We start from the raw sequence: 20,305 nt of genomic DNA, 5'->3' as shown, positions 1-20,305 counted from the left end.
CTGCTATTTTCAGCCATTCAAGACTCACCGGCGGGGTCTTTCTTCCACAGTTCCACCGCGTCGCCATCGCGCTCGATCGCGCGACGTGCAGGCTGCTGCCACGACCAGCCGTGCCGCTTGAGCAGCCGCCACGTGCCCTCCACCGTGTACGAGATGTGGAAGAGCCGACCGATCAGCTTCTTGACTCCCGCTCCAGCCTGGCGACCTGGGCATCGCTGAGCCTTGGACGGCCGGGCGATCCCTTCGAGGTGACACCGGCCGCCCACCCTCACGCCACTGCCGCCGCCACCGCTCCACCGATCTTTCGGACACCCGAAGAGTGCCTGCGATGGCCTTGTTTCTGTCCCCAGATTCGAATCGAGCCACCGCATGCAGCCGTACCCGTTCCCGGGCTGCCCTCTCGGCGTCGGTCAAGCCGCCGCCCTGCGCGTACCTCACGGCGACAGCCGTACAGCGCAGCAGGCTCAACGCCCAGCCGAACGACCCGACATCACCCGATCAAGTTCAGTAGCAGCGCTGGCCGTGCAGGACGAAGACCGTACGGCTACACCCGCGACAAGTTCCGGCACTGGATCGACGCCGACCGCGACGGCTGCAGCACCCGCAACGAGGTCCTCCTCGAAGAGGCCGTCACCGCCCCCGAGCAGGGCGTCAACTGCCAGCTGAGCGGTGGCTCCTGGTACTCGCCGTACAATGACACCTACTGCACCGTCGCCGCGCCCTCGACGTCGACCGCCTCGTCCCTCTCGCCGAGGCCTGGGACTCCGGCGCCTCCAGCTGGACCGCGAAAGAGCGGGAGGCGTACGCCAACGACCTCGACGACGCCCGCTCGCTGATCGCGGTCTCCGCAGCATCCAACCGTTCGAAGGCCGACCAGGACCCGGGCACTTGGAAACCGCCGGCAGCCGGCTACCGCTGCACCTACGCCACCGACTGGGTGACCGTCAAAACCCGCTGGCAACTCGCGATCGGCCCGGCCGAGCAGACCGCGCTCACCGAGATCCTCAGCGCTTGCCCGAACAACCCCATCGAGGTCACCCTCGCCCGCTGAAAAGGAACGGGCCCGCCACTACGGGGGAAAGCGGCGGGCCAACCACTTCCATGATGCCTCAGTCCCACTCCACGCAACGCATTGCCGTGCCAGTGAAGTGGCCGCCATCCGTGTCCCGGTGAAGCCCTCGTTCGCATGGAAGAGCCAGTGAGGGAGCATGCGGAGGCGCCGCCCGTCCTGTGTCGTACAGGCGGCGCTCACTTCGGTGTCCCGTCAGCCCCCCAGCTGGGCTTCGCCTCCTGAACACCGGTTGGCGACTGCTGTCGCAGCCTGGGCGAAGTCGCTTCCCGACAGTGTCGGGTGGTCCCATTATGAGGAGACCTCCTGGGGGCTGGCCACGGCTGCTGGCCGGGCATGCCCGGGAGCGATGACATCGGGGGGCGTCATGACGGCATCGGGCGGGGTCCGCATCGTGGGGCTGTTCCTCGCGGGGCTTCTGGCGGTGGGGACGGCGGCCGCATGTGCGGGCGGTGAGGGCGGCGGTTCGTCCGGGGTCAGCAGTGGCACGAGCACGTCGGGTGGAGGCTCAAACGGCGGTCAGGCTAGCGCGACCGGCGGTTCGGGAGAGAGCACGCCCACCTGGCGGCCCACCGACGGCGGCGGGAGCGGATCCGGTGGGACCGAGTCCGGCGGATCGAACAGTTCAGGAGGGGCCAACGGGAACGGTGCGTCTGGGAGTTCGGGCGACGTCGGCGGGCTGAACGCGGGCGGCGACAACGGCGGCGGGAACAACGAGGGTGGCGACAACGGTGGCGGGGCAAACGAGGGCGGGCAGAACGGTGGTGGCGGCGGGCACATCGAGGGTCCCGGCTGGCTCCCGCCTGGCCCGCACTCGCCCAACACCGAGAACGCGCCGGACCCGGAGAGCGTGTACGACGTCCTGCGCACGCCCGCCAGGTGCCAGGAAGCCCTCGACACGATCTCACGGCAAGAACTCGACACCGAGTGGCAGGTGCTGCGCGGGCTGGCCAACGCCTGTCTGGCCGTCGAGGGACGGGGCGGCAGCTGGGCGCAGGCCGTGCAGGACTATTCCGCCGTCGCGAACCGGGTCAACACCTGCAAGAGCCGCGCGGCCCATCGCGTGCTGGCCGGGCTGCTGGACTTCCACCGGCTCTACCCTTCGGCCACCGTCGAGCTGGCCGACTCCCCGGGCGGCACGCGGGCCTGCGAGTACGTGATCAGCTCCGTGGATGTGGGCGGCGATGGCGAGGCCACGCCGGGCGACACGATCTGGATCGAGGTCCGCGGCACTTACTTCGACCACTCGGAGCTGCTGCGGGACGGGAGCGTGTACATAGGCGGCGTGCGGCTGGAGGGACCGCCGAACCCCCTGTCGGAATCGGGCGACCAGCTGGTGCTGACCGCCGTGGTCCCGGCCCTCGACGGCAAGTACGGCCAAGCGGTGGACGTGCGCGTCCACTACAACACCACCGACGCGATCAAGGAGTCCGCCTTCACCGCCGTAGCCCCTGGCACGCCCGGCACCACCGGTTCCACGTCGGCGAGCCCGTGACCCCCGCCACCCCGACGCGCCGCCTCCGTACGGTGCTAACCCGTGCCCGCGCGCGACTCCGCCGCCCGCCGGGCGCGCCGGACCCGACACCCCAACCGACGCCCGGGCCTGATCCCACGCCCACACCGGCGCCACCCGACCCACCGCCCGCTCCCCCACCGGCCCCGTCGCCTCCGCCCGAGCCCCGGAACTGGCTGGAACTCGTCGGCACCATCGGCTCGCTCCTCTCCCTCTTCACCGCCGTCCTCTTCTACTTCGGCTGGGCGAGCACCGACGCCGAAACGCAGGCGCTCGGGCTGCGGGACACGCTCTTCCGGTTCTCCACAGCCGACTATCTGCTGCGCAGCGTGGACGCGCTCTACCTCCCCGTCCTTGTGGCGTCCGCCGTCTTGATGGCGGCGTCGACGTTGCATCAACGGGTGCGGCGCGAACCGGCGCGTGCCGCGCGCGTGCTGCGAGGGCTGCGGCACGCGTGGCTGCCGGCCCTGCTGCTCGTGCCCCTGTCCTACGCCGCGCCGGGCCTGCTCGGGCTGGTCCTCCCGCTGGCGATCCTGGCGGGCGTGCTACTCAGTGCGTACGCGCGCACCCGCCCGGAACCGCAAGGAACCGCCGCCCGGCCACCGACCGCGCGGATCTGGGCACCCGCCCTGCTGGTAGCCGTGGTCGCACTGTTCTGGGCGGTGTACGCCTACGCCGGGATCGTGGGCCGGGGCCGGGCCGAGAAGACGGCCGCCACCGTGGCCGACGGCTTCCCCGCAGTCGTGGTGTTCAGCGAGCGTGACCTACTGATCCGCGGCGGCGGCAGCTGTGTCGCCGTCGTCGACGAGAAGGGCAGTCCCTATCGCTACCGGTACGCGGGACTGCGGCTGTTCCATGTCTCCGGTGACCGGCTGTTCCTCGTACCGCGACACTGGGCGCCCTGGGACGGCACGCTGTACGTACTGCGAGAGCAGGACGAAGCCGTGCGGGTGGAGTACGTCAGCGGGAGCGAGTACCGCGCCTCCGAATGCCCGTGAACGGGGTCACAGCCGCCAGTGCAGACGCTCGGTGCGTGGCTTCCAGCGTGCACCGGGCCGCCGGCATGCCGGGCGGGCTCTCCTGGGCGGCGGAGGCTCGGGGGCCGCCAACACCCCAAGCCAGCACCCGGCGATACCAGCCAGGCCGAACAACGAGGCCGGAACCTGGGTGGTCCCGGCCTGCGCCTGATGGAAGGGCGAGCCACCGCCCGTTCCACGGGGTCCCTGTTCGCTGGTTGGAGCCAGAGTTGGTCAGGGCATGCCCCTCGGGAGGGGCACATGTGCGGATGGTTGCAGCATGGCGCGGTGACAGCAAGCGGATGTGGGACGAACTCGAAGAAAGTGCACCGAAGGATTGGCCATGGCTCCACGCTGAGGTGACGTCCTTCTGAGAAGACGCAGGTCGTGTCAGAGCGCGGTGGGGAGCGGCGGTGCGCCCTGGGGGAAGTTGCCGGGGACCACTCAGCCAGCGCTGGACCGTCGACCGCGCCTAGAAGGCCGGGCACATCGTGCTGAACTCCGTCGTCTTCCGCTCCAGCGGCAGGACCTCACCACCGCCGGCACGTGGATCGAGATGTTCAACCGCTTCAGTGAACCCCCCTCCTCGGACTTGCTGTCCTGGCCGCACGCGCCAGCATCAAGTGCTGACCAGGGCTTGCCGCACCGATCGGGTTCTGGGTACGGCGCCCGCTCATCGGTCCGCGCCGCATCCCAGATGTAACGGGCCCGTGTATCGAACGCCGCACCCTCCTGGAGACGGAGAGGCAGTGGTCGGCTCAAGTCACGGCAGGCGACGCAGCGGCGGCGTCAGGGGCTCATCGGGTTGAGCGGGTTCACCCCGGTGCCCGCGTACAGGTCGGGATCCAAGGAAAGTACGGTGGCGTCCTCGTCGGCCTGCCGGGCAACGATCACTGAGGATGCCGGATGCAGCACCCGCCAGTCCACCTGCCGCCATGCCCCGGCCACCAGGGCGTGAGAACGGGTGAACTCGACGGCCGTGGTGAAGCGGCGCCCCAGGATGTGCTGTCCCGCGCCTGGTCGTTCACGCTCGGCGACCACTGCGGAAAGAGCAGGGATCACGATCTCGGCATAGCCGTAGCTGGCTTCGACGTACAGGCCGTTGAGGAATTCGTCGCCGTCGGCGAGCGCCTGGATACAGGTGTGGTCGAGCAGGACGCGGATCACGCGGCGTGGTGCTCCCGTCCGAGGCCCTGCAGGAAGGATCGGGCCCGGGCGCGTGCGTCGTCGGAGACGGTCACGCCGGTCGTCTGCCGGACCTCTTCCAGGGCATGCTGCCGCCGCTGTTCCTTCTCCTCCTCGGTCAGCTCACGCGTCACCAGCTCCTTCAGGAGCTCGTTCATGGTGGTGCCGCGCTCGCTGGCCAGAATCCGCAGGCGGTCGCGGACGTCCTTGGTGGTCTTGATGCTGGTGTCTTGCTCACCCATGAAGCCACTCTACCGCCAGTAGAACGCCTGCAGGGCCTAACCGGGAGAACCCGGGCCACCGGCGCCGCGCCTGCGCGCTGCGGAGCACCGGGTCACTGCGCGAGATGACGCCTCGGCCGCGAGGCTCCACCCGCACCGATCCGTCGCCATGATCCACCTTGCGGCCGTCGACCTCATGACCCGCCGCCTCACCCGCGAAAACACCCCGACCTGGCGCGACATCTGAAGCCCAAATCAAACAGACACCCCATGAGCGTGCCCGTCAAGGAGTCCGGCCAACTGTCGCGCTCAGGGCAGCCAAGGGCGAGGCTGTGACCGCGCGTTGGTGACAGCTACAACCCCTGCATCCCTCGGGCCGTACCCCATCTGCACCATCCCCTTGCCCAGGCACAGCGGACGAGAAAAGCTGGATGCTCGGTTCAGTCCGTTCCCGCTATGTCCGCGTGAGATGCGGGCTCGGGCAGAGATCCGGCATTGCGGCTGCCGAGGCCATCCAGGCAGATGCGCAGGAGACGGCGCCACCGGCCAGGGCGGCTGTCGCCGCTCGCCAGGACGGCCTGACTCAGGAAGCCGCCGAGCAGAACCCCATCACCGGTGGTGACGTCGGGGCCCAGCAGGCCGACGCTCATACACAACCGTTCCACCAGCAGATCCCTCAGGCATGCAGACGAAGACGCCTGACGTCCTCACAGTGCGGCAGATCACGACCGCCGACGGCCAGGCCCTGCCCGACGCACAAGGACACCGACCGCCGGGCAGCTGTCCGAAGGGCGATCACCCAGCCACACGAGCCCCGCAGCCGATACCGGCGTCAGACAGCACAATCACCCGCCGACGGCCGGAGATTGACCATTCCTCCGCAGGTGCGTCGCCTCTTCTGCGATCAGAGCCAGTGCCGGCGCCGGACTCTCGTGGAACAGGTCCCGGGCCTGAGATGAGCCACGCCGCCGTTCCTCCCCGGTGGCACGGTCGGCGATGAAGGCGGTGGCGAGGGAATTCGGTGGGCGGCCCGGCCACCGTCTGTGCACAAAGCTGCGCCCGCACGGCCCGCACACCAAACTGCCGGGGCAACTGGCCGCCCCGCCAGCACCAGCCCTCACCCCCCGGATTCTCGGCAACGACGCGTCCGCCTCGGCGCAAGGAGCGAACCTACGGCACCGTCCTCGCGGCGGATGCGCACCCGCCCGGCGCCGCGTCGACCACTGCGTCGTCAGGTTGGATCCCGCTGACCGCCGGGGCAGGAAGCAGCTGGCGCCTGGTCTCATCCCCCTGCGCACCGCGGCGGCCGCGCCATACCCGGGCGGCCCAGCGACTCGACCAGGTGGCCGCCGAGGTCGGCGAACCAACCCTCCCGCCGCCACGGTGTGAGATCAGCGCGACCCCCAGCCCCCGCCGATCGCCAAGCGGAAGCCTTCTCAGGGTCAAGCCGCCTTTGCAAAGACAAGCACCTCCGTGGAGGCGACGCCCATGGGCGCGAGGAAGCTGGCCTCCAGGTTGCAGCCGAGGGTCGCGAAGAGGTCCACGCATGTCCGGCGAGGCATGGCGGCCGGGTAGGAGTCGTGCCCCGCGCCGCCCTGCGCCGCCCAGGCGCGTACCGCGGCCGGATCCAGGCAGGTCTCTGTCATCACGTCGAAGACGATCCGGCCACCGGGGCGCGCGACCCGCGCCATCTCGAAGAAGTAGCGGCAGGCGCACAGGAAAGTCACGGTGTTGAAGACCTTATGGGCCAGAACGAGGTCGATGCTGCCGTCGGGTGTCGGGGCGAGACTGCTTCCTGTAGTCGGTTGGGCGACCACGCCGAATGTGTCGACCAGATAGTCGGCCCAGGACGCTGCCGTCTCGTAGATCTCGTAGCTCTCTGGTGAACACTCCTTCAGCGTCTTCTCCAGATACCGGCCGGACCCGGGTCCGATCTCCAGCACCCTGTCCGGTTCGGCCGCGAACACCCCGAGAGCGCCTAGCTCATCGATGGTGAACTGCGTTGCGCCAGGCGTCCCGTTCATGACCTCGTCAATGTAGTCACCGACCGACAGACCGGCCGCCCGTGCAGCCCGCATCGTCGCCTCGAACGGCAGGAAGTCATCGACGCCGCCCAGGTTGTTGGTGCTGCGCACGATGTCGAACCCAGCACGTCCCAAGAGCCCCTTGACACCCGACCTAAACAGGGACGTTCCCCTGCCTACTGCCCTCATCAGACATACCCCCCCAGGTCGTCCCCAGCCTCAGCATAGGATCACGGACACAGACGCGCAGGGAGACGCCGAATCCGCCCCAATAAGTCCGCTTATTGATCAACACTGCCCGACGCCAGAGCCTCGGCCGGCAAGTCGGCCACCGACGCCCGCGCCCCCTCCAACCACGCCCTCCCCCGCGACCAGCACCGCCTGCACCCGCTCGGCCGCCTCGTGCAGCCGCGCGACCTCCTCATGACAAGCCGGACGGCTACCGGAACTCGCGGCCCTGCGCTGGGACGAAAAGGGTTGCTGCCATGGTCGTCGTCTACTCGCGATGATGCCTGGTGACCAGCGGAACGCTTGTCTCGACAGTCCAGCCGACGCCGAAGCCGTTCCCTATTGACGCTCCGTAACGGCTCCCCAAGATCTGTGACAGAGGCTCGATTGGGGACCGCCGGGCTGACGGGGCCGGGGCCTGTCCGGTCGATGATGCGAGCGATCTCCTGGTGGACGTCGGCCTACAGGTCAGGACGATGGCGCAGCTGCCCGCGCGATCCGGGTGAGGGTGGTGCGCATGCCGTGGCGGTTCACGGCGATGCGGCGCTCCGGGGTGGTGCCGGCGAAGACGACGCCGAGGAGGTCGGCAAGGCACGCGCCGGGACCGGTGCGCAGGTCCTGCCAGGTCTCGGTCACGCGGGTGCCCGTCCCTTCGGCGGCGAAGCGATAGCCCCAGCGGGCGATCGGCAGCCCGAAGACCCCGACGTCGAACGTGAACTCCTCACCCACCCGCGCCGCCGTGACCCGGCCCGTTGTGAACCAGACGAAGGGCCCGCGCCGGTTGAAGCCGACGAAGCGCGTGCCGGTGCGCACGGGCGGGCGCGGCACCCAGACCCGGCGGCACTCGGGACTCCAGCGGCCCATGTCGGGCAGGTGCGCCACCAGCTGATAGACGGCCTCCGGCACGGCATCCACCACGACGGACTCCTCAAGACTGCGCTGACGCACCGTCGGTGATCTCCCTGTCACTGCACCCGAGGACCTTACCGGCGAGTAGGGTAGCCGACCTCGATCCACGGGCATGTGACGTGTCACTCGACGCTGCCGGGCTCGGCGCCCGCAGGTGTGGAGTCGGCGATCTGCCTGCGGGGAGTCGTCGCGCTGTCCAGCCGTGATCACGATGGCCATCGGCTTCTGCCGCTGCTCGACCGCCGGATGCTGCTTGGTGGTCAGCCCGCCGCGCGAGGGTCCGAGTGCGTGGTCGGCCGACTCAACGGCGACCCCTGCGGGCGGCTCCTTTTGGAGATCCCCCTTTTCCTCGCGCCGGCGGCGTGCTGGTGGGCCCGGCAGACGGTGGAGTCTCAATGGGCGCGTCAAGTGAGGACCGCCAGGGTCACGTGCTCCTGTGATGCGCTCGGTAGCCGAAGAAGTGAAGGACCGGGTCTCTGGCAGTGGCCGTGTTGTCGATCAACCCAGCGACGTGCGACTTGGCTGTCGACGCTTGTCAGTGTTGGTCGTCGTTGGCCACCTTTCCACGGCCCTCAGACGGCCTGGGCGCTTGGGCCGTCAGTTCGCTGTTGCGATGCCGACCGGACGGACTCAGTGCCGGGCCGACCTGTCTTTGGGTGGCGCTTCGTATGTCTGGGTCTAGATGCCATGTTGCTGCATGGCCTCGTCCAGATCGTCTCGCCATGGCACGATCCGTGTTTGCCACGCGTTAATACGTGCAGCGCGAGAGTTGAGTTGGCCATTGCGAACCTCCTTCTTGAGCTCGTAGCACTCCCAGCCCATGTCTTGCGCAATCTCGGCCACTTCCCGAGGTCCTTCTCGCGAGACCTCGACGATGTTGTCGTGGACTCTTTGGTCGGCTGCCTCAAAGGCTGCTAGTTCAAAATCAGCATCATTCGCTTCAAGAGAGTGGCGTAGCTGGTTCAGTGATGTTGTGAGGGCTTGGTATGCAGGATGCCGCGTTTCGTAGCGAGATTTGGCGACTTCCGTCCGTGCACTGATTCTTGCTGCTCGTATTGTTGCCTTGCTGCCAACAAGAGCACCTGCTAGGGCGCCGATTAGACTCGCTACTCCCGCGATCAAGGCTTCCGACACCTGGTCCATGACGAGCTGTTTAGCACGGGGAACAGGTCGGCGGAGTCTTTATGGCTGAGTCAAGGGCCGCTGATGCTGTCACGCGTCGCTGTCGGCGGCCTCTTCGAGCAGGTCCATGGCCCGGTTATGGAAGCGGCGTTCGGCGTCGCGGCACGGGGCGCTGAAGAAGGCTCTTTGGGCTTCGGCAAGATCGCAGTTCAGCAGGCCCATGGTCACGAACACGGCTTCCACTCCGTGACACCCGTTGTCCTTGAGGAGCTGCTGGAGTGCTGTCCCCGTACTCGTGTGAATGCACCACCAAGTACGGGGATATGTGCACCACTCAGGCCACGTCGGTGTCTCGCTCGATGGCCTGGAGCCGGTTCTTGAGCCGGTAGCTGTTGCCGTTGATGGGAACGACCTCGCAGTGGTGCAGGAGTCGGTCGAGGATGGCGGTGGCGAGGACCTCGTCCCCGAAGACCTGGCCCCATTCGCTGAAGGTCTTGTTCGAGGTCAGGATGATCGAGCCCTTCTCGTAACGCTTGGAGATCACCTGGAACACCAGGTTCGCCTCGGCTCGCTCGAGTGGCTGGTATCCCACCTCATCGACCACGAGAACGCCCGGCCGCAGATAAGTGCCGAGCTTGCTGGTCAGCCGACCTGCCGCTTCGGCGGCCTTGAGGTTGCGGACCATGTCGTCGAGGCTGGTGAAGTAGATCGAGTAGCCGGCCCGGCAGGCCGCGACGGCCAGGGCGACGGCGATGTGCGTCTTGCCGACGCCGGGCGGGCCGAGCAGGGCAACGTTGGCCTTCTCCTCGACGAAGGAGAGGCTGGCGAGATCCTTGACCTTGCGGGGGTCGAGCTCGGGCTGGAAGGAGAAGTCGTAGTCGTCCAGCGTTTTGTGGTGTGGCAGCTTCGACAGCCGCAGGCCCTGCCGAAAGCGCCGGTCGTCCTTGACGGCGAGTTCCTCGGACAGCACCAGGTCCAGGAAGTCGAGATAGCCCATCTTGGCCTCGTCAGCCCGCTGGATGTACTGGTTCAGGGCGTCGGCCAGGTGAGGCAGGCCGAGCTTGACGGCCGTGGTGCGGATGCGGGTGCCGGTCAGCTCGCTCAACGGGCTTCCTTTGTCGGAGTGTTGGAGGTGAAGGGTCGGGTGCCGGTCAGCTCGTCATAGACCGACAGCGGACGGCGGCCGACCTCGACGCGGGCGGCAGCGGCCCGGTTCAGCAGGGCCTGTAGCGGGCTGGCCTGCGGCTCGGGCGAGGGGTCCCGGCGGGGCGAAGCCGGGCTGTCGCCGGTGGTGACGCGGCGGCCGGCGCCGGTGGGCAGACCGTCCCAGTGCCTGTCGTCGACGATGCGGGCGCCGCGGCCAACAGCCCGCGGATGGGCGGCCAGCAGAGTCTCACCGTCCGAGCCGGGGACCGTGGAGTGCAGCGTGACCTGGGACTTCGTGGCCCGGATCTCGACCAGCTGACGGGGGCGGACCCTGCGGGCGGGCACCGAGTAAAGGTTCGCGTCGAAGGCGACCAGGCAGTCCTTGCCCACATGCCGCAGTTGCCGCTGGGCGACCACATACGGAGTCTCGGGCAGCGGACGCAGGGCCATGTGGTCGCGCACCGCCCGATGGCCGATGACCTCGCCATGAGTGCCATGCACCTTCGCCCGCCGCAGCGGCACCCAGGCTGCGAAAGCGGCGTTCATCTCCTCGATGGACGCAAACGCCCGCCCGGCCAGCACGTGATCGCGGACGATGCCGACCTGCCGCTCGACGCGGCCCTTGCCCTGCGGCCGGTAGGCAGCCAGCACATCGATGTCGAAGTCGTAGTGCCCGGCGAACGCGACCGCCTCCGGATGCAGCGGGACCGCCTCGCCCGGGGCGACGTGCCGGCGCACGACGGTCTTGGTGCGGTCGTAGACGATCGTCATCGGCACCCCGCCGAAGTGCGCGAACGCCTGTCGGTGGCAGTCGAAGAAGGTCGCCAGGTCCTGGCTGGCGGTGAAGCAGCAGAACGGGTCGCGCGAGTACGACAACGTCATGTGGAACGAGTAGACCTTCGGAATGCCGACATGAGCGAGGACCTTGCCCTCATCACCCCAGTCCACCTGGGCCTGAGCGCCAGGGACCACCTCGAACCGGCGGTGCAGACCGGCCAGTTCACCCGGGCTGATCCCGAGTTCCTCGGCGATCCTGGGCCTGGCCTCCTGCAGGTAGAGCTTCACCCGCTGGTAGTTGATCGCGACCCCGTACTCCTGGACCAGGCGCTCGTGGATCACCGCCCCCTTGAGCAGGATCTCCGCCCGCAGCATCGCGTCGATCAGCGGGGCAACCTCGTCCACCACCCGCCGCCGCGGCTGCCCGTTCGGCTCCCGCTGCGGCGGCGCAGCCGCCACCTCACCCGACAGGTACTTCGCGACCGTGCGGCGGTTCAGTCCGGTCTCCTTCGCGATCTCCCGCAGGCTCATCGCGCCGGACTCATACAAACCGCGAAACCGCCGAAGCTCCAGCCAGCGATGCGGATCCAAGACCACCGTCAGCCGCCCCTCTGCCACCCGAACCGACAGCAGCAGACTCGCGGCCCATGCCCCTCACCGCATCAAGAACGGTGCACTCTCATCCGTACGAGGTGGTGCACGTTCACTTGTACGCGGACAAGTGCGTCCGTGTCGCCGGTTGCCTCCCAGATGGGTCGGGCAGTTTCCTGCATGGCAGCGATGCGCGCTGATCGTTCTGCGTCGAAGCCCACTGGACCCACCCTTCTGGTTTGGCCCGCAGGCTATCGCCAGGTGGGCGGGGTGCGCTGGCCCGTCAAGCGGCTTGGGCGACGGGTGGGTGGAAGGTGAAGAGTCTGTCGTCGCGCAGGAGAGCCCATAGGACATCGACACGTCGCCGGGCGAGGGCGATGACGGCTTGGACGTGTTTGCATCCCTCGGTCCGCTTCTTCAGGTAGTAGTCGCGGTTGGGGCCTTCGCGGATGATGCTGGTCTGGGCGGACAGGTAGAAGACGCGGCGGAGGCGTCGGTCGTAGCGCTTGGGGCGGTGGAGGTTTCGGGTGCGGCGTCCGGAGTCGCGTGGAACGGGCACGAGCCCGGCGGCGGAGGCGAGGTGGCATGCGTCGGCGTAGGTGCTCAGGTCACCGGCTGCGACGATGAACTCGGCTCCCAGGATGGGGCCCATGCCCGGCAGGGACTCGATGATGTGGGCCTGGGGGTGGGTGCGAAAGGTTTGCCGGATCTGCTGGTCGATCTGCTTGAGCCGGTCGTCCAGGGCGAGGATCTGTGTCGCGATGTCCGCGACGATGCCGGCGGCGACGTCTTGGCCCGGCAGCGTGACGTGCTGAGTCCTGGCGGCTTGGAGGGCGCTGGCGGCGACCGCGTCGGGGTTGCGGACGTTTTGTGCCTTGAGCCAGGCGGTGAGGCGGACTTGGCCGTGGCGGCGTATGGCTGCCGGTGCTCGGTGGCGGGTGAGCAGGATGAGCGCGCCTTTGTGGTCGGCGTAGTCGAAGGCCCGTTCCAGGGCGGGGAAGATCCCGGTAAGCATGTCGCGGAGCCGGTTGAGCAGGCGGACGCGGTCGGCGATCAGGTCGGTGCGGTGGGCGGTCAGCAGAGACAGATCGGCTGCCAGCTGGGCGGGGACGTCGATGGCGGTGAAGTCTCGCCGCAGCCGGGCGGTGTCTGCGATCACGTAGGCGTCACGGGCGTCGGTCTTGGCTTCACCGCGGTAGGACCCGGACATCCGGTTGACCGTTCGGCCGGGAACGTAGACGGCCTGTTGGCCGCGGGCGGCGAGTAAGGCCAGCAACAGCGCGGACGCGGTACCAGCGATGTCAACGGCCCAGTGCACGTTGTCGGAGAGGGCGAGGATTTCGCCGAGGGCGGTCAGAATCGCGCTCTCGTCGTTGGGAACCTTCTTGCTCCAGATCGGTGCCCCGGTTTCGTCGACCGCGGCGAGCCGGTGATGGGCTTTACCGGCGTCGATTCCGACCCAGAGGTGGGTCAGCTGCTTGGCCATGTGGGTCTCCTCGGTTCAGGCAGCATGCCGTTCGGCCCGAGGAACACCCGCCGTCAGCTCCGTAAACAGCGATCCATGCGCAGATCTCAATCAGCGGCCAGGCGTCCCGAAGAGCGGGGCGGCCACTCCACCGGAGCCACCGGGGGCAAGCGACTTTAGAGCCACACCCCACTCTTCCGGACCGCCAACCAACTTACGGAGTCGACATTGATGTCCCAGGTGATCAAACTCTCGGCGTCCGCTCGGGCCGGCAGCGCGGTGACGATCCGATGCCAGGTGCCGTCCCGCTGCCGGCGTCGGAACAGGTCGTATGAGCGCATCCACGGCGTGAACCTTTCTCGGACATGTCCCGCCAGGGGATGCCGGGGCGGACCCGCAAGCGCATGCCGTTGATCAGCCGCTGGCGCTTCCATATCGGCGGCCGGCCGGGGTACTCGCCCATGGGCAACAGCGGTTCCAGCACCGCCCACTGTTCGTCCGTCAGATCCCGGCGTCACCACGAAGCTAGATCATTACCGATTAAAGATCCACTTCCTGGGACGTGACGCGGTGCTGCTCGGCCGATCGCCGGACGGTCAGCGAGCGGTAGCATGCTTCCGGGTCGTGCTCGGCACCGGCAATCACCCGAGCGGCAGAGGCAGCGAGGTCGCGTCAGGCGACGGCGGTCCCCTCGAGCTCGACCATCTGGCCGCGAATCGCCAGCCGTGTCACCCCGAGCATCGTGGTGGCCGGTGCTACCCCGGCGGCGCCCAACCGCGACGCCAGCACGCCGTAGTGCGCGAACAGCAGATCGACGTCTGTGGTGTAGACGTTGACCCGGACGAGGTTCGCGAGGGACATGTCGGCCTCGCCGAGCACAGCCTCCAGGTTGTCCAGGCTCAGCGCCAGCTGTGCGGCCATGTCGCCGTCATGCTGCGGCTTGCCTTCGGCGCTCATCGCGGTCTGTCCGGAGCAGTACAGGGTCCGCGTGTGCCCGCAGACGATCTCACCCTGGTTGAATCCCATCTCCACGGACCAGGACACCGGGTTGACTGCCGTTCGTTCCACTGCCACTTCAGCTCCATGCGATTCGTCGGGAGTTACGGACGTCCATCGGCGCGTCGGTCGCCATCGATGACGCCGATGCTCACGAGCCTCCCAAGAAAAGATGACACCCTTGGTCATGTATTCGATAAGGTCCTCATATGCGCGCCGATCGGCTGGTCTCGCTGGTGCTGCTGCTCCGTCAGCGCGGTCGGCTGACCGCCAACATGCTGGCTCGCGAGCTTGAGGTGTCCACCCGTACCGTGCTGCGCGACATCGAGGCGCTGTCCGCAGCCGGCGTCCCGGTCTACGCCGAACGCGGCCGGCACGGCGGGTTCGCGCTGTTGCCCGGCTTCCGGACCGAGCTCACCGGACTCAACCAAGACGAGGCCCTTGCCCTGCTGACCGCCGGATCGGGGCGTGGCGAGCAGGCATTCGGCCTCGGCTCGGCGCTCGCTTCGGCCATGCGCAAGGTGGTTGACGCACTCCCCGAAGGCCATCAGGCCACCGCGAGCGACGCGGCCCAGCGATTTCTCGTCGAGCCCGAGACCGACCTGCTCTCCCGCCGGCCGATCACCGAGGAGGTGCCCGGCACGACAATGACCGAGATCCGGCGCTCGGTGCTCGCCGGACACAAACTGCGCATCCACTACGCGGCCACGGACCAGGCACCGCAGTGGCGCACGGTGGACCCGATCGGCCTGGTCACGGTGCGCGACCGGGGCTACTTGCTCGCCACGAGATCCGGCGCGGACCGCACCTACCGGCTGTCGCGGGTACTGGCCGCCGAGGAACTCCCAGAAGCGGCACAGCGACCGAACGCGGTTGATCTGGACCGGGTCTGGCGGGAACGCTGCGCGCAGTTCCTGTCCGCCGACCACATCGCCGTGCTGGTACGGGTGAACCCCGAGCGGCGGGAGGACCTGCTGAACACCGTGGTCGCCGTCCGCGCCGCAGAACCCGACACAGACGGCTGGCTGCGACTGGAGGTGACCTTCCAGGACCTGCGGCACGCCGAGTGGGCGCTGTGGCAACTCAGCACGGACGCAGAAGCCCTGACCCCGGCATCACTGCGCACCGCCCTTCACAACCGCGCCACCACGATCGCCACCCGCTACGAAGCCACGGTCCTCGAAACGGCCATCAACGAGTTGCTGTGACAAGCACATCCGAAACACGCCCCAGCAGGCCGAAGCCCACTACACATCGTGGATCGGGGTGAACTTCCTTGTGGCTTTGGCCTGTTCGAGCCCGGTCGGCCCCGCCAGGGCTCCCGGCTTGCGCACCAGGGCCCCCAGGCAGTAGTCCAGAGCCAGCCGTTCCCCGCCTTTGGCGATCAGCCGTTCGTGCCGGGCAGGTCGGCGGGTGGAGCGGTGGCCTGGCCGAGATCGAGGTCCCCACTCTCGTCGACCACGGCCGGCGCGACCGGTTCTTCCCCGTCGGCAACGGCGGAGCGATCGCGCGCGACCCCCGGGGCACGGCTGCTGATCCTTGAGGAGGCCGCCACCGCGATCCCCGATGCGGCGTACGGCGAGGTCACAGAGGCGATGCTCACGCTCGGCCAGAGGACGGCGGGTACCCTGCGGGCCTGCCCTTCCCGCAGCAGTGGACGCCGGAGGAACGGCCAGAACCCCGCGGCGGCGTCCGCAGGCGCACCGCCTCGCACCCGGCCTGTCACCCTGGTGCGGCTACGCCCCGCTCGGATCCGGCCCACCTGACGGCCATCGACGGCCTCCTGTTCGTCAAGGGCGTTGCGCAGGGCTCGTGAGCTACGGCGCGTGCGGCAGCGGTCGTCATGGACGGTTCACCTGAAGTCGGGCGACGAATACGCGGTCGTGCTGTTGCCGTTGTCAGCTCGGCGGGATGGGGAAGAGCATGCAGCTGCTCGTGGCATGGGCGAGCAAGCGGTCCTCGGAGTCGAGCAGTTCGGCTTGTGCCAGGGCCGTGCGGCGGCCGTGGTTGAGAACGGTGCCGACGGCACGGACCTTGCCGGTGTCGACGGTGACCTGACGCAGGAACTTCACGCTCAGGTCGAGCGAGGTGTACCCCATGCCGACCGGAAGCACCGACTGCACCGCACAGCCCGCGGCCGAGTCGAGGAGGGTGGCGTAGACGCCGCCGTGGACGCTGCCGATGGGGTTGTAGTGCTCCTCCCCCGGCTCCAAGGCGAAGACGGCGTGGCCGAACTCGACTTGCTCCAGGGTGAATCCGAGCGTAGCGGCGATGGGCGGGGCGGGCAGACGTCCGCGAAGCACGCTGCGCAGGAAGTCGAGGCCACTCTCCTGGCCGACGTCGAATAGCTGGCTGTCAATGTCGAAGTCAGCCTACGATGACGACATGACCTGGCTGGAGACGAGCACCGAGAACTGCACGGTGCAGCGCACACTCGATCTGATCGGCGAGAAGTGGTCGCTTCTGGTGTTGCGCGACGCCATGAACGGCGTGCGCCGCTTCGACGACTTCCGCCGGCACGTGGGACTGTCGGAGGCGGTACTGGCGGACCGGCTGCGCAAACTGGTCGCCGCCGGGATCCTGGATACGGTCCCGTACCGCGAGCCGGGCCACCGCACGCGTCACGAGTACCGGCTCACCCGCAAGGGCTGGGATTTGTGGCCGGTGATGCTCGCCCTGAAGCAGTGGGGCGACCGCTACACGGCGGATCCGGAGGGGCCGCCTCTGGAAGTCCGTCACCGTGACTGCGGTGAACCGCTGGAGACGGTCGTCGTCTGCGCGGGCGACCACGGTCCTCTCGCCCCGCGGCAGGCTTACACACGGCCTGGTGCCGCGGCGCACGTGACCATACGATGAGGACGGTGCCGGGCGCCGCATGGGTGGGGATGAGTGCGGTCGGCGCGCTGCGCGGGTGGTGGTCTGTGATGTCGGCGCCGTGCCGGTATGAGGTACGGCCCGGCCGACGGCAAGCAGCGTGTGTGGTGGCCGGGCCGGGGCTCCGGATTGCCGGGTGGCCCACATTGCCGGGAGGTCCACATGGACACGAGTGCGTTGGCACGGACCGGTCGGGCTCCGGGCCCGCCGGGCGGCGCAGGGCTCGGTCACGGAGAGGGCAGGCTGGCGCTCTTCGATGCGTTCTCTTTCGCAATGGCCCGCTGACAACGGGTCTGAACCGCGTCCTACGGGAAACCCGAAGGAGATGAACGACTCCGAGATTCCATATGGCGACGGCCGGCCCGTGGACGTGTACCTGGACCTCCTCCGCTTGCAGATGGACGCGGAGGACTACAGCCGTCTGCTGCGCGCGGTGGCACCCGTGCTGAAGGCGATCGAAGAGGAGCGCCTCTTCAGGGTCGACCTCACGCTCGACCCAGGATCCGACGACGAACTGCCCCAAGAGGTGCGAGACGAGGCCGCCCTGGTCATCGCCACCGCAGTGACCGGCCGGCTGGACAACGAGCTGGTCGAGATCGACGTCGAGGAGGCCGACCCGATCAGGATCGTCACGGACGCGAACACCGCTGCCGATCCGGTCCGCCTCGGCGAAATCGCCGACTACGTCAAGGAGCGGCACAGGGAGAACCAGGAACTGCGGGGCATCGCCGAGGCGAGCGGGCTGCCGACGGACTTCTGAGCGGCCGCGGCCTCCCGACCGTGGCCCGCAGGTCTCTGTGACGCGACCGCGCTGACCGCGGCAGCGAAGTCACCGGTCGTCATGATGGCGCCGCGCACCCGAGCGGCAAGCACCGTTCGGCAGCCGTCGCTCATCAACGGCGCGATCCGGCCGCGCCGCGTTGCTGCCCGCCCTGTGCCCCCTGTGGTCAGCGGCGTTCCTCGCACCGGTGCACAAGAAGGATGACGTCGTCCGTGCGCTGCGCGGTGGTGGCGGTCTTGCTCAGCAGCGTGTCGAGGTGCCCCAGGTCCTGGTCGATGTCGGCGAGGGGTGGGCGAGGCCGCGGGCGCCGTAGGTGGGCGTGATCTGGTCGGCGACCAGGTCGACGACGTCCTGGACCCTGGCGACCTCGGCCAGGCCGACGGCGTGATGCGTGAGGTGGTCCAGCCGACCGGCGCCAGCCGGTGTGACGGTGCTAGCAGGTGAAGCGCCCCTCCAGGACCACGGCACAGCTGCCGCCGGCAGCCGCTCGACGAAGTCGGCGGCGGCCGACTGCCGGCCCGCCGCCCGTCGGCCGGTTCCGACGCAGACAACACGTGGCTGTTCACGGCGGACCGCGGCGCCCCGCTCGACGGTCTCCTCCAGCAGCCGAGCCAGCCGTCGGCAACCGGAATTCGTGTTGCCCCGCTCCCGCTTGATCATGACCAGCCGGGCGCGTGGTCGGCTGGATCAGCACCAGGGAACCCCACGACCGCACGCCGGTCACCGGCGCGGCCACCAGCGCCGACGGGTACGGGAGGGCCACCGCGGTGCGCGCAGAGAAGCGAGCCATCTCCTCCTGGCTGCCGACCCACACCGGCCGGTCCTCGCGGACGGCGTCGGCCACGGGGGCGGGGTAGGTCGGCGGAACCCTCGCCCGTGGTTCGGCGAACGCGGCATCCCGTGCGCCGACGTGAATGGTCGGAGCGTTCCTCGTCGCGGCGCCTTCTCCCGTGGTGGTCGTGTCATCCACTCCCCTCAGTGAGGTGCGGACGGCCTGTGGTTGGCGGTGAGCGCGACAGGGTCCGAAATACGGGTCAGCGGGACCGGTTTCTCCTGCAGTGATCGAGGCACTCGGTTCACCCGGTGAGTGCGCACCCGTCGGGGGTGAGCAGGTGACCGGCACGGTGAGATCAGGACTCCGGCGACGGGGGCGGAACAGAAGGCGGCCGATGACGACGATCGGTGTGGAAGAAGAGTACCTGTTGCTCGACCCGGTCACGGGTCTGCCCGTGCCGCTGGCCGACAAGGTGCGCGCCACGGCTGGGCTCGCGCCGTTCGTGGCCGATCAGGAGGTGCAGAGCGAGCTGCTGCAGGCTCAGGTCGAGGTGGCCACCCCGGTGTGCGAGTCCCTGGAGGAGGTCAGGGGGCATCTGCTGCGGTTGCGGAACGCCGTCGGGACGGCGGCCGAACGGCACGGCTGCAGGCTCGCACCCTGCGGAACCTCCCCGCTGCGGCACAGCCGCCCCGTGGCCGTCACCGACAAGGTCCGTTACCGCGCCATGCGCGCGCAGGCCCCGCAGCTGGTGGCCGACCAGCTGGTCAACGGCATGCACGTCCATGTCGCGGTGCCCAGCCGCGAGGAAGGACTGCAGCTCATGAACCGGCTCCGGGTGTGGCTGCCGACACTCACGGCCATGTCGGCGAACTCACCCCTCTGGGACGCCCACGACACCGGCTTCGCCAGCTGGCGCACGGTGATCTTCGGCCGTTGGCCGGTCAGCGGCATGCCCCCGCACTTCCACGACGTGGCCGACTACGACCGGCGCGTGCAACGGCTGCTGAAGAGCGGGCTGATCTCGGACATCGGGCAGGTGTACTGGCTGGCCCGTCTCTCGGCCCCGTATCCCACCCTGGAGGTGCGGTGCCTGGACGTCCAGTTGCGCGTCGATGACGCGGTGAAGCTCGCGGGCGTGGTCCGGGCCCTCGTCCAGACGGAACTCGACGCGGTCTCGGCCGACGCCCCCGCCCCCGAGTGCGCCCCTGAGCTGCTACGCGCGAGCCTGTGGCACGCCGCCCGTCATGGTCTGAGCGACACCCTCGTCGACCTGGACGGCAACACCCGCCCAGCCGGCGAAGTGCTGCGCCGACTCCTCTTCCACATCACCCCCGCCCTCGACGCCTCCGGCGACACAGCGCAGGTGACATCCCTGATCGACCACCTCCTACAGCACGGAACCGGCGCGGACCGCCAACGCACCGCCCTCACCGAGGGCGGCATCCGAGCGGTGACCGACCTCATCACCAGGTAGAACACGACGCCGCGTCTGCCCCGTTGCCCCCTGACTGCTTCCAGCCGGCAGGCAACCTGGTCCGACGCATGGCCGCGAAGGGACCGCGAGTTGCTCACGGGTACCGACCACGAGACCGTGCTCCCTTCAGCGTTGGAGT

General features: G+C 68.7%; 21 protein-coding genes and 4 pseudogenes. 8 read left to right on the top strand and 17 right to left on the bottom strand.

Going from position 1 to position 20,305, the window contains the following annotated elements:
• Positions 1 to 50: 50 nt before the first annotated feature.
• Positions 51 to 438 (bottom strand): annotated as a pseudogene (locus tag ACQEV2_RS40980) (winged helix-turn-helix domain-containing protein); the annotation flags it as partial.
• Between ACQEV2_RS40980 and ACQEV2_RS40975 the strand changes: the two are divergent.
• From ACQEV2_RS40975 to ACQEV2_RS40965, 3 genes and pseudogenes are all read left to right on the top strand, one after another.
• Positions 370 to 1,051, top strand: a pseudogene (locus tag ACQEV2_RS40975) (GmrSD restriction endonuclease domain-containing protein). The pseudogenes ACQEV2_RS40980 and ACQEV2_RS40975 sit on opposite strands and share 69 nt — an antisense overlap.
• Positions 1,052 to 1,436: 385 nt before the next feature.
• Entirely contained in the window at positions 1,437 to 2,564 is a 1,128-nt protein-coding gene (locus tag ACQEV2_RS40970; RefSeq protein ID WP_433053844.1) for a hypothetical protein, read from the top strand.
• A complete protein-coding gene (locus ACQEV2_RS40965; protein WP_433053841.1) occupies positions 2,561 to 3,580 on the top strand; it encodes a hypothetical protein in 1,020 nt (339 codons plus the stop codon). Before ACQEV2_RS40970 ends, ACQEV2_RS40965 begins: the two co-directional genes overlap by 4 nt.
• An 807-nt stretch (positions 3,581 to 4,387) precedes the next feature.
• Here the strand turns inward: ACQEV2_RS40965 and ACQEV2_RS40960 are convergent.
• Together ACQEV2_RS40960 and ACQEV2_RS40955 are read right to left on the bottom strand one after the other, a co-directional pair.
• Positions 4,388 to 4,765 carry a PIN domain-containing protein gene (locus ACQEV2_RS40960; protein ID WP_433053838.1) on the bottom strand — a complete coding sequence of 126 codons (378 nt, stop codon included), beginning with the start codon at positions 4,763 to 4,765 and terminating at the stop codon, positions 4,388 to 4,390.
• The gene (locus tag ACQEV2_RS40955; RefSeq protein WP_433053835.1) at positions 4,762 to 5,025 is read right to left on the bottom strand and encodes a ribbon-helix-helix protein; all 264 of its coding nucleotides are present in this window, start codon (positions 5,023 to 5,025) and stop codon (positions 4,762 to 4,764) included. The genes ACQEV2_RS40960 and ACQEV2_RS40955 overlap by 4 nt, the downstream gene beginning before the upstream one ends.
• Before the next feature lie 85 nt (positions 5,026 to 5,110).
• Between ACQEV2_RS40955 and ACQEV2_RS40950 the strand changes: the two are divergent.
• Positions 5,111 to 5,251 (top strand): annotated as a pseudogene (locus tag ACQEV2_RS40950) (IS5 family transposase); the annotation flags it as partial.
• A 193-nt stretch (positions 5,252 to 5,444) separates the two neighbouring features.
• Here ACQEV2_RS40950 and ACQEV2_RS40945 read toward each other — a convergent pair.
• The 11 genes and pseudogenes from ACQEV2_RS40945 to ACQEV2_RS40895 form a co-directional block, all read right to left on the bottom strand.
• Positions 5,445 to 5,654, bottom strand: coding sequence for a hypothetical protein (locus tag ACQEV2_RS40945; RefSeq protein ID WP_433053832.1), 210 nt, complete (start codon positions 5,652 to 5,654; stop codon positions 5,445 to 5,447).
• A 792-nt stretch (positions 5,655 to 6,446) separates the two neighbouring features.
• Positions 6,447 to 7,163, bottom strand: a complete 717-nt coding sequence (locus ACQEV2_RS40940) for a class I SAM-dependent methyltransferase (RefSeq protein WP_433053829.1) — start codon at positions 7,161 to 7,163, stop codon at positions 6,447 to 6,449.
• A 561-nt stretch (positions 7,164 to 7,724) separates the two neighbouring features.
• Entirely contained in the window at positions 7,725 to 8,204 is a 480-nt protein-coding gene (locus ACQEV2_RS40935; RefSeq protein ID WP_433053826.1) for an SRPBCC family protein, read from the bottom strand.
• Positions 8,205 to 8,342: 138 nt separating this feature from the next.
• Positions 8,343 to 8,557: pseudogene (locus ACQEV2_RS40930) on the bottom strand (IS5 family transposase); the annotation flags it as partial.
• A 286-nt stretch (positions 8,558 to 8,843) separates the two neighbouring features.
• Complete coding sequence (locus tag ACQEV2_RS40925) at positions 8,844 to 9,308, bottom strand: hypothetical protein (RefSeq protein WP_433053823.1); 465 nt, start codon at positions 9,306 to 9,308, stop codon at positions 8,844 to 8,846.
• Between the two features lie 69 nt (positions 9,309 to 9,377).
• The gene (locus ACQEV2_RS40920) at positions 9,378 to 9,521 is read right to left on the bottom strand and encodes a hypothetical protein (protein WP_433053820.1); all 144 of its coding nucleotides are present in this window, start codon (positions 9,519 to 9,521) and stop codon (positions 9,378 to 9,380) included.
• Between the two features lie 100 nt (positions 9,522 to 9,621).
• Complete coding sequence (gene istB / locus ACQEV2_RS40915) at positions 9,622 to 10,392, bottom strand: IS21-like element helper ATPase IstB (protein WP_391335784.1); 771 nt, start codon at positions 10,390 to 10,392, stop codon at positions 9,622 to 9,624.
• On the bottom strand, positions 10,389 to 11,741 hold the full coding sequence (gene istA, locus ACQEV2_RS40910) for an IS21 family transposase (RefSeq protein ID WP_433034770.1): 1,353 nt from the start codon (positions 11,739 to 11,741) through the stop codon (positions 10,389 to 10,391). Before istA ends, istB begins: the two co-directional genes overlap by 4 nt.
• A gap of 343 nt (positions 11,742 to 12,084) precedes the next feature.
• Positions 12,085 to 13,287, bottom strand: coding sequence for an IS110 family transposase (locus ACQEV2_RS40905; RefSeq protein ID WP_433053817.1), 1,203 nt, complete (start codon positions 13,285 to 13,287; stop codon positions 12,085 to 12,087).
• Between the two features lie 223 nt (positions 13,288 to 13,510).
• Positions 13,511 to 13,729, bottom strand: coding sequence for a hypothetical protein (locus tag ACQEV2_RS40900; protein ID WP_433053814.1), 219 nt, complete (start codon positions 13,727 to 13,729; stop codon positions 13,511 to 13,513).
• 209 nt (positions 13,730 to 13,938) lie between these two features.
• On the bottom strand, positions 13,939 to 14,334 hold the full coding sequence (locus tag ACQEV2_RS40895; RefSeq protein ID WP_433055193.1) for a RidA family protein: 396 nt from the start codon (positions 14,332 to 14,334) through the stop codon (positions 13,939 to 13,941).
• A 137-nt stretch (positions 14,335 to 14,471) separates the two neighbouring features.
• On the opposite strand from ACQEV2_RS40895, the gene ACQEV2_RS40890 reads away from it, so the two are divergent.
• Positions 14,472 to 15,470: a helix-turn-helix transcriptional regulator gene (locus ACQEV2_RS40890; RefSeq protein ID WP_433053807.1), complete on the top strand. Its 999-nt coding sequence runs from the start codon at positions 14,472 to 14,474 to the stop codon at positions 15,468 to 15,470.
• Between the two features lie 176 nt (positions 15,471 to 15,646).
• On the opposite strand, the gene ACQEV2_RS40885 is transcribed toward ACQEV2_RS40890, so the two are convergent.
• Positions 15,647 to 15,865: a hypothetical protein gene (locus ACQEV2_RS40885; protein ID WP_433053804.1), complete on the bottom strand. Its 219-nt coding sequence runs from the start codon at positions 15,863 to 15,865 to the stop codon at positions 15,647 to 15,649.
• Positions 15,866 to 16,160: 295 nt separating this feature from the next.
• Positions 16,161 to 16,622 (bottom strand): PaaI family thioesterase, encoded by a 462-nt coding sequence (locus tag ACQEV2_RS40880; protein WP_433055190.1) that lies wholly within the window; start codon positions 16,620 to 16,622, stop codon positions 16,161 to 16,163.
• Between the two features lie 25 nt (positions 16,623 to 16,647).
• Between ACQEV2_RS40880 and ACQEV2_RS40875 the strand changes: the two genes are divergently transcribed.
• Together ACQEV2_RS40875 and ACQEV2_RS40870 are read left to right on the top strand one after the other, a co-directional pair.
• Complete coding sequence (locus ACQEV2_RS40875; protein ID WP_433053801.1) at positions 16,648 to 17,118, top strand: winged helix-turn-helix transcriptional regulator; 471 nt, start codon at positions 16,648 to 16,650, stop codon at positions 17,116 to 17,118.
• A 343-nt stretch (positions 17,119 to 17,461) separates the two neighbouring features.
• Positions 17,462 to 17,896, top strand: coding sequence for a hypothetical protein (locus ACQEV2_RS40870; protein ID WP_433053798.1), 435 nt, complete (start codon positions 17,462 to 17,464; stop codon positions 17,894 to 17,896).
• A 261-nt stretch (positions 17,897 to 18,157) separates the two neighbouring features.
• On the opposite strand, the gene ACQEV2_RS40865 is transcribed toward ACQEV2_RS40870, so the two are convergent.
• The gene (locus ACQEV2_RS40865) at positions 18,158 to 18,577 is read right to left on the bottom strand and encodes a hypothetical protein (RefSeq protein ID WP_433053795.1); all 420 of its coding nucleotides are present in this window, start codon (positions 18,575 to 18,577) and stop codon (positions 18,158 to 18,160) included.
• 509 nt (positions 18,578 to 19,086) lie between these two features.
• On the opposite strand from ACQEV2_RS40865, the gene ACQEV2_RS40860 reads away from it, so the two are divergent.
• Positions 19,087 to 20,166, top strand: coding sequence for a carboxylate-amine ligase (locus tag ACQEV2_RS40860; protein ID WP_433053792.1), 1,080 nt, complete (start codon positions 19,087 to 19,089; stop codon positions 20,164 to 20,166).
• The last annotated feature ends 139 nt before the right edge of the window (positions 20,167 to 20,305 follow it).

The sequence above is a fragment of the Streptomyces sp. CA-251387 genome (genome assembly GCF_050936625.1).
Classification (GTDB): domain Bacteria; phylum Actinomycetota; class Actinomycetes; order Streptomycetales; family Streptomycetaceae; genus Streptomyces.
This window is presented reverse-complemented; position numbering and strand designations above follow the sequence as displayed.

Bases quoted from the DNA above. Each gene is read 5' to 3' on its own strand.
- ACQEV2_RS40870 (WP_433053798.1), top strand. From the start codon at position 17,462: ATGAACGACTCCGAGATTCCATATGGCGACGGCCGGCCCGTGGACGTG.
- ACQEV2_RS40905 (WP_433053817.1), bottom strand. From the start codon at position 13,287: ATGGCCAAGCAGCTGACCCACCTCTGGGTCGGAATCGACGCCGGTAAA.
- ACQEV2_RS40890 (WP_433053807.1), top strand. From the start codon at position 14,472: ATGCGCGCCGATCGGCTGGTCTCGCTGGTGCTGCTGCTCCGTCAGCGC.
- ACQEV2_RS40925 (WP_433053823.1), bottom strand. From the start codon at position 9,308: ATGGACCAGGTGTCGGAAGCCTTGATCGCGGGAGTAGCGAGTCTAATC.
- ACQEV2_RS40970 (WP_433053844.1), top strand. From the start codon at position 1,437: ATGACGGCATCGGGCGGGGTCCGCATCGTGGGGCTGTTCCTCGCGGGG.
- ACQEV2_RS40945 (WP_433053832.1), bottom strand. From the start codon at position 5,654: ATGAGCGTCGGCCTGCTGGGCCCCGACGTCACCACCGGTGATGGGGTT.
- ACQEV2_RS40865 (WP_433053795.1), bottom strand. From the start codon at position 18,577: ATGATCAAGCGGGAGCGGGGCAACACGAATTCCGGTTGCCGACGGCTG.
- ACQEV2_RS40900 (WP_433053814.1), bottom strand. From the start codon at position 13,729: ATGGGCGAGTACCCCGGCCGGCCGCCGATATGGAAGCGCCAGCGGCTG.
- istA (WP_433034770.1), bottom strand. From the start codon at position 11,741: ATGAGCCTGCGGGAGATCGCGAAGGAGACCGGACTGAACCGCCGCACG.
- ACQEV2_RS40955 (WP_433053835.1), bottom strand. From the start codon at position 5,025: ATGGGTGAGCAAGACACCAGCATCAAGACCACCAAGGACGTCCGCGAC.
- ACQEV2_RS40875 (WP_433053801.1), top strand. From the start codon at position 16,648: ATGACCTGGCTGGAGACGAGCACCGAGAACTGCACGGTGCAGCGCACA.
- ACQEV2_RS40860 (WP_433053792.1), top strand. From the start codon at position 19,087: ATGACGACGATCGGTGTGGAAGAAGAGTACCTGTTGCTCGACCCGGTC.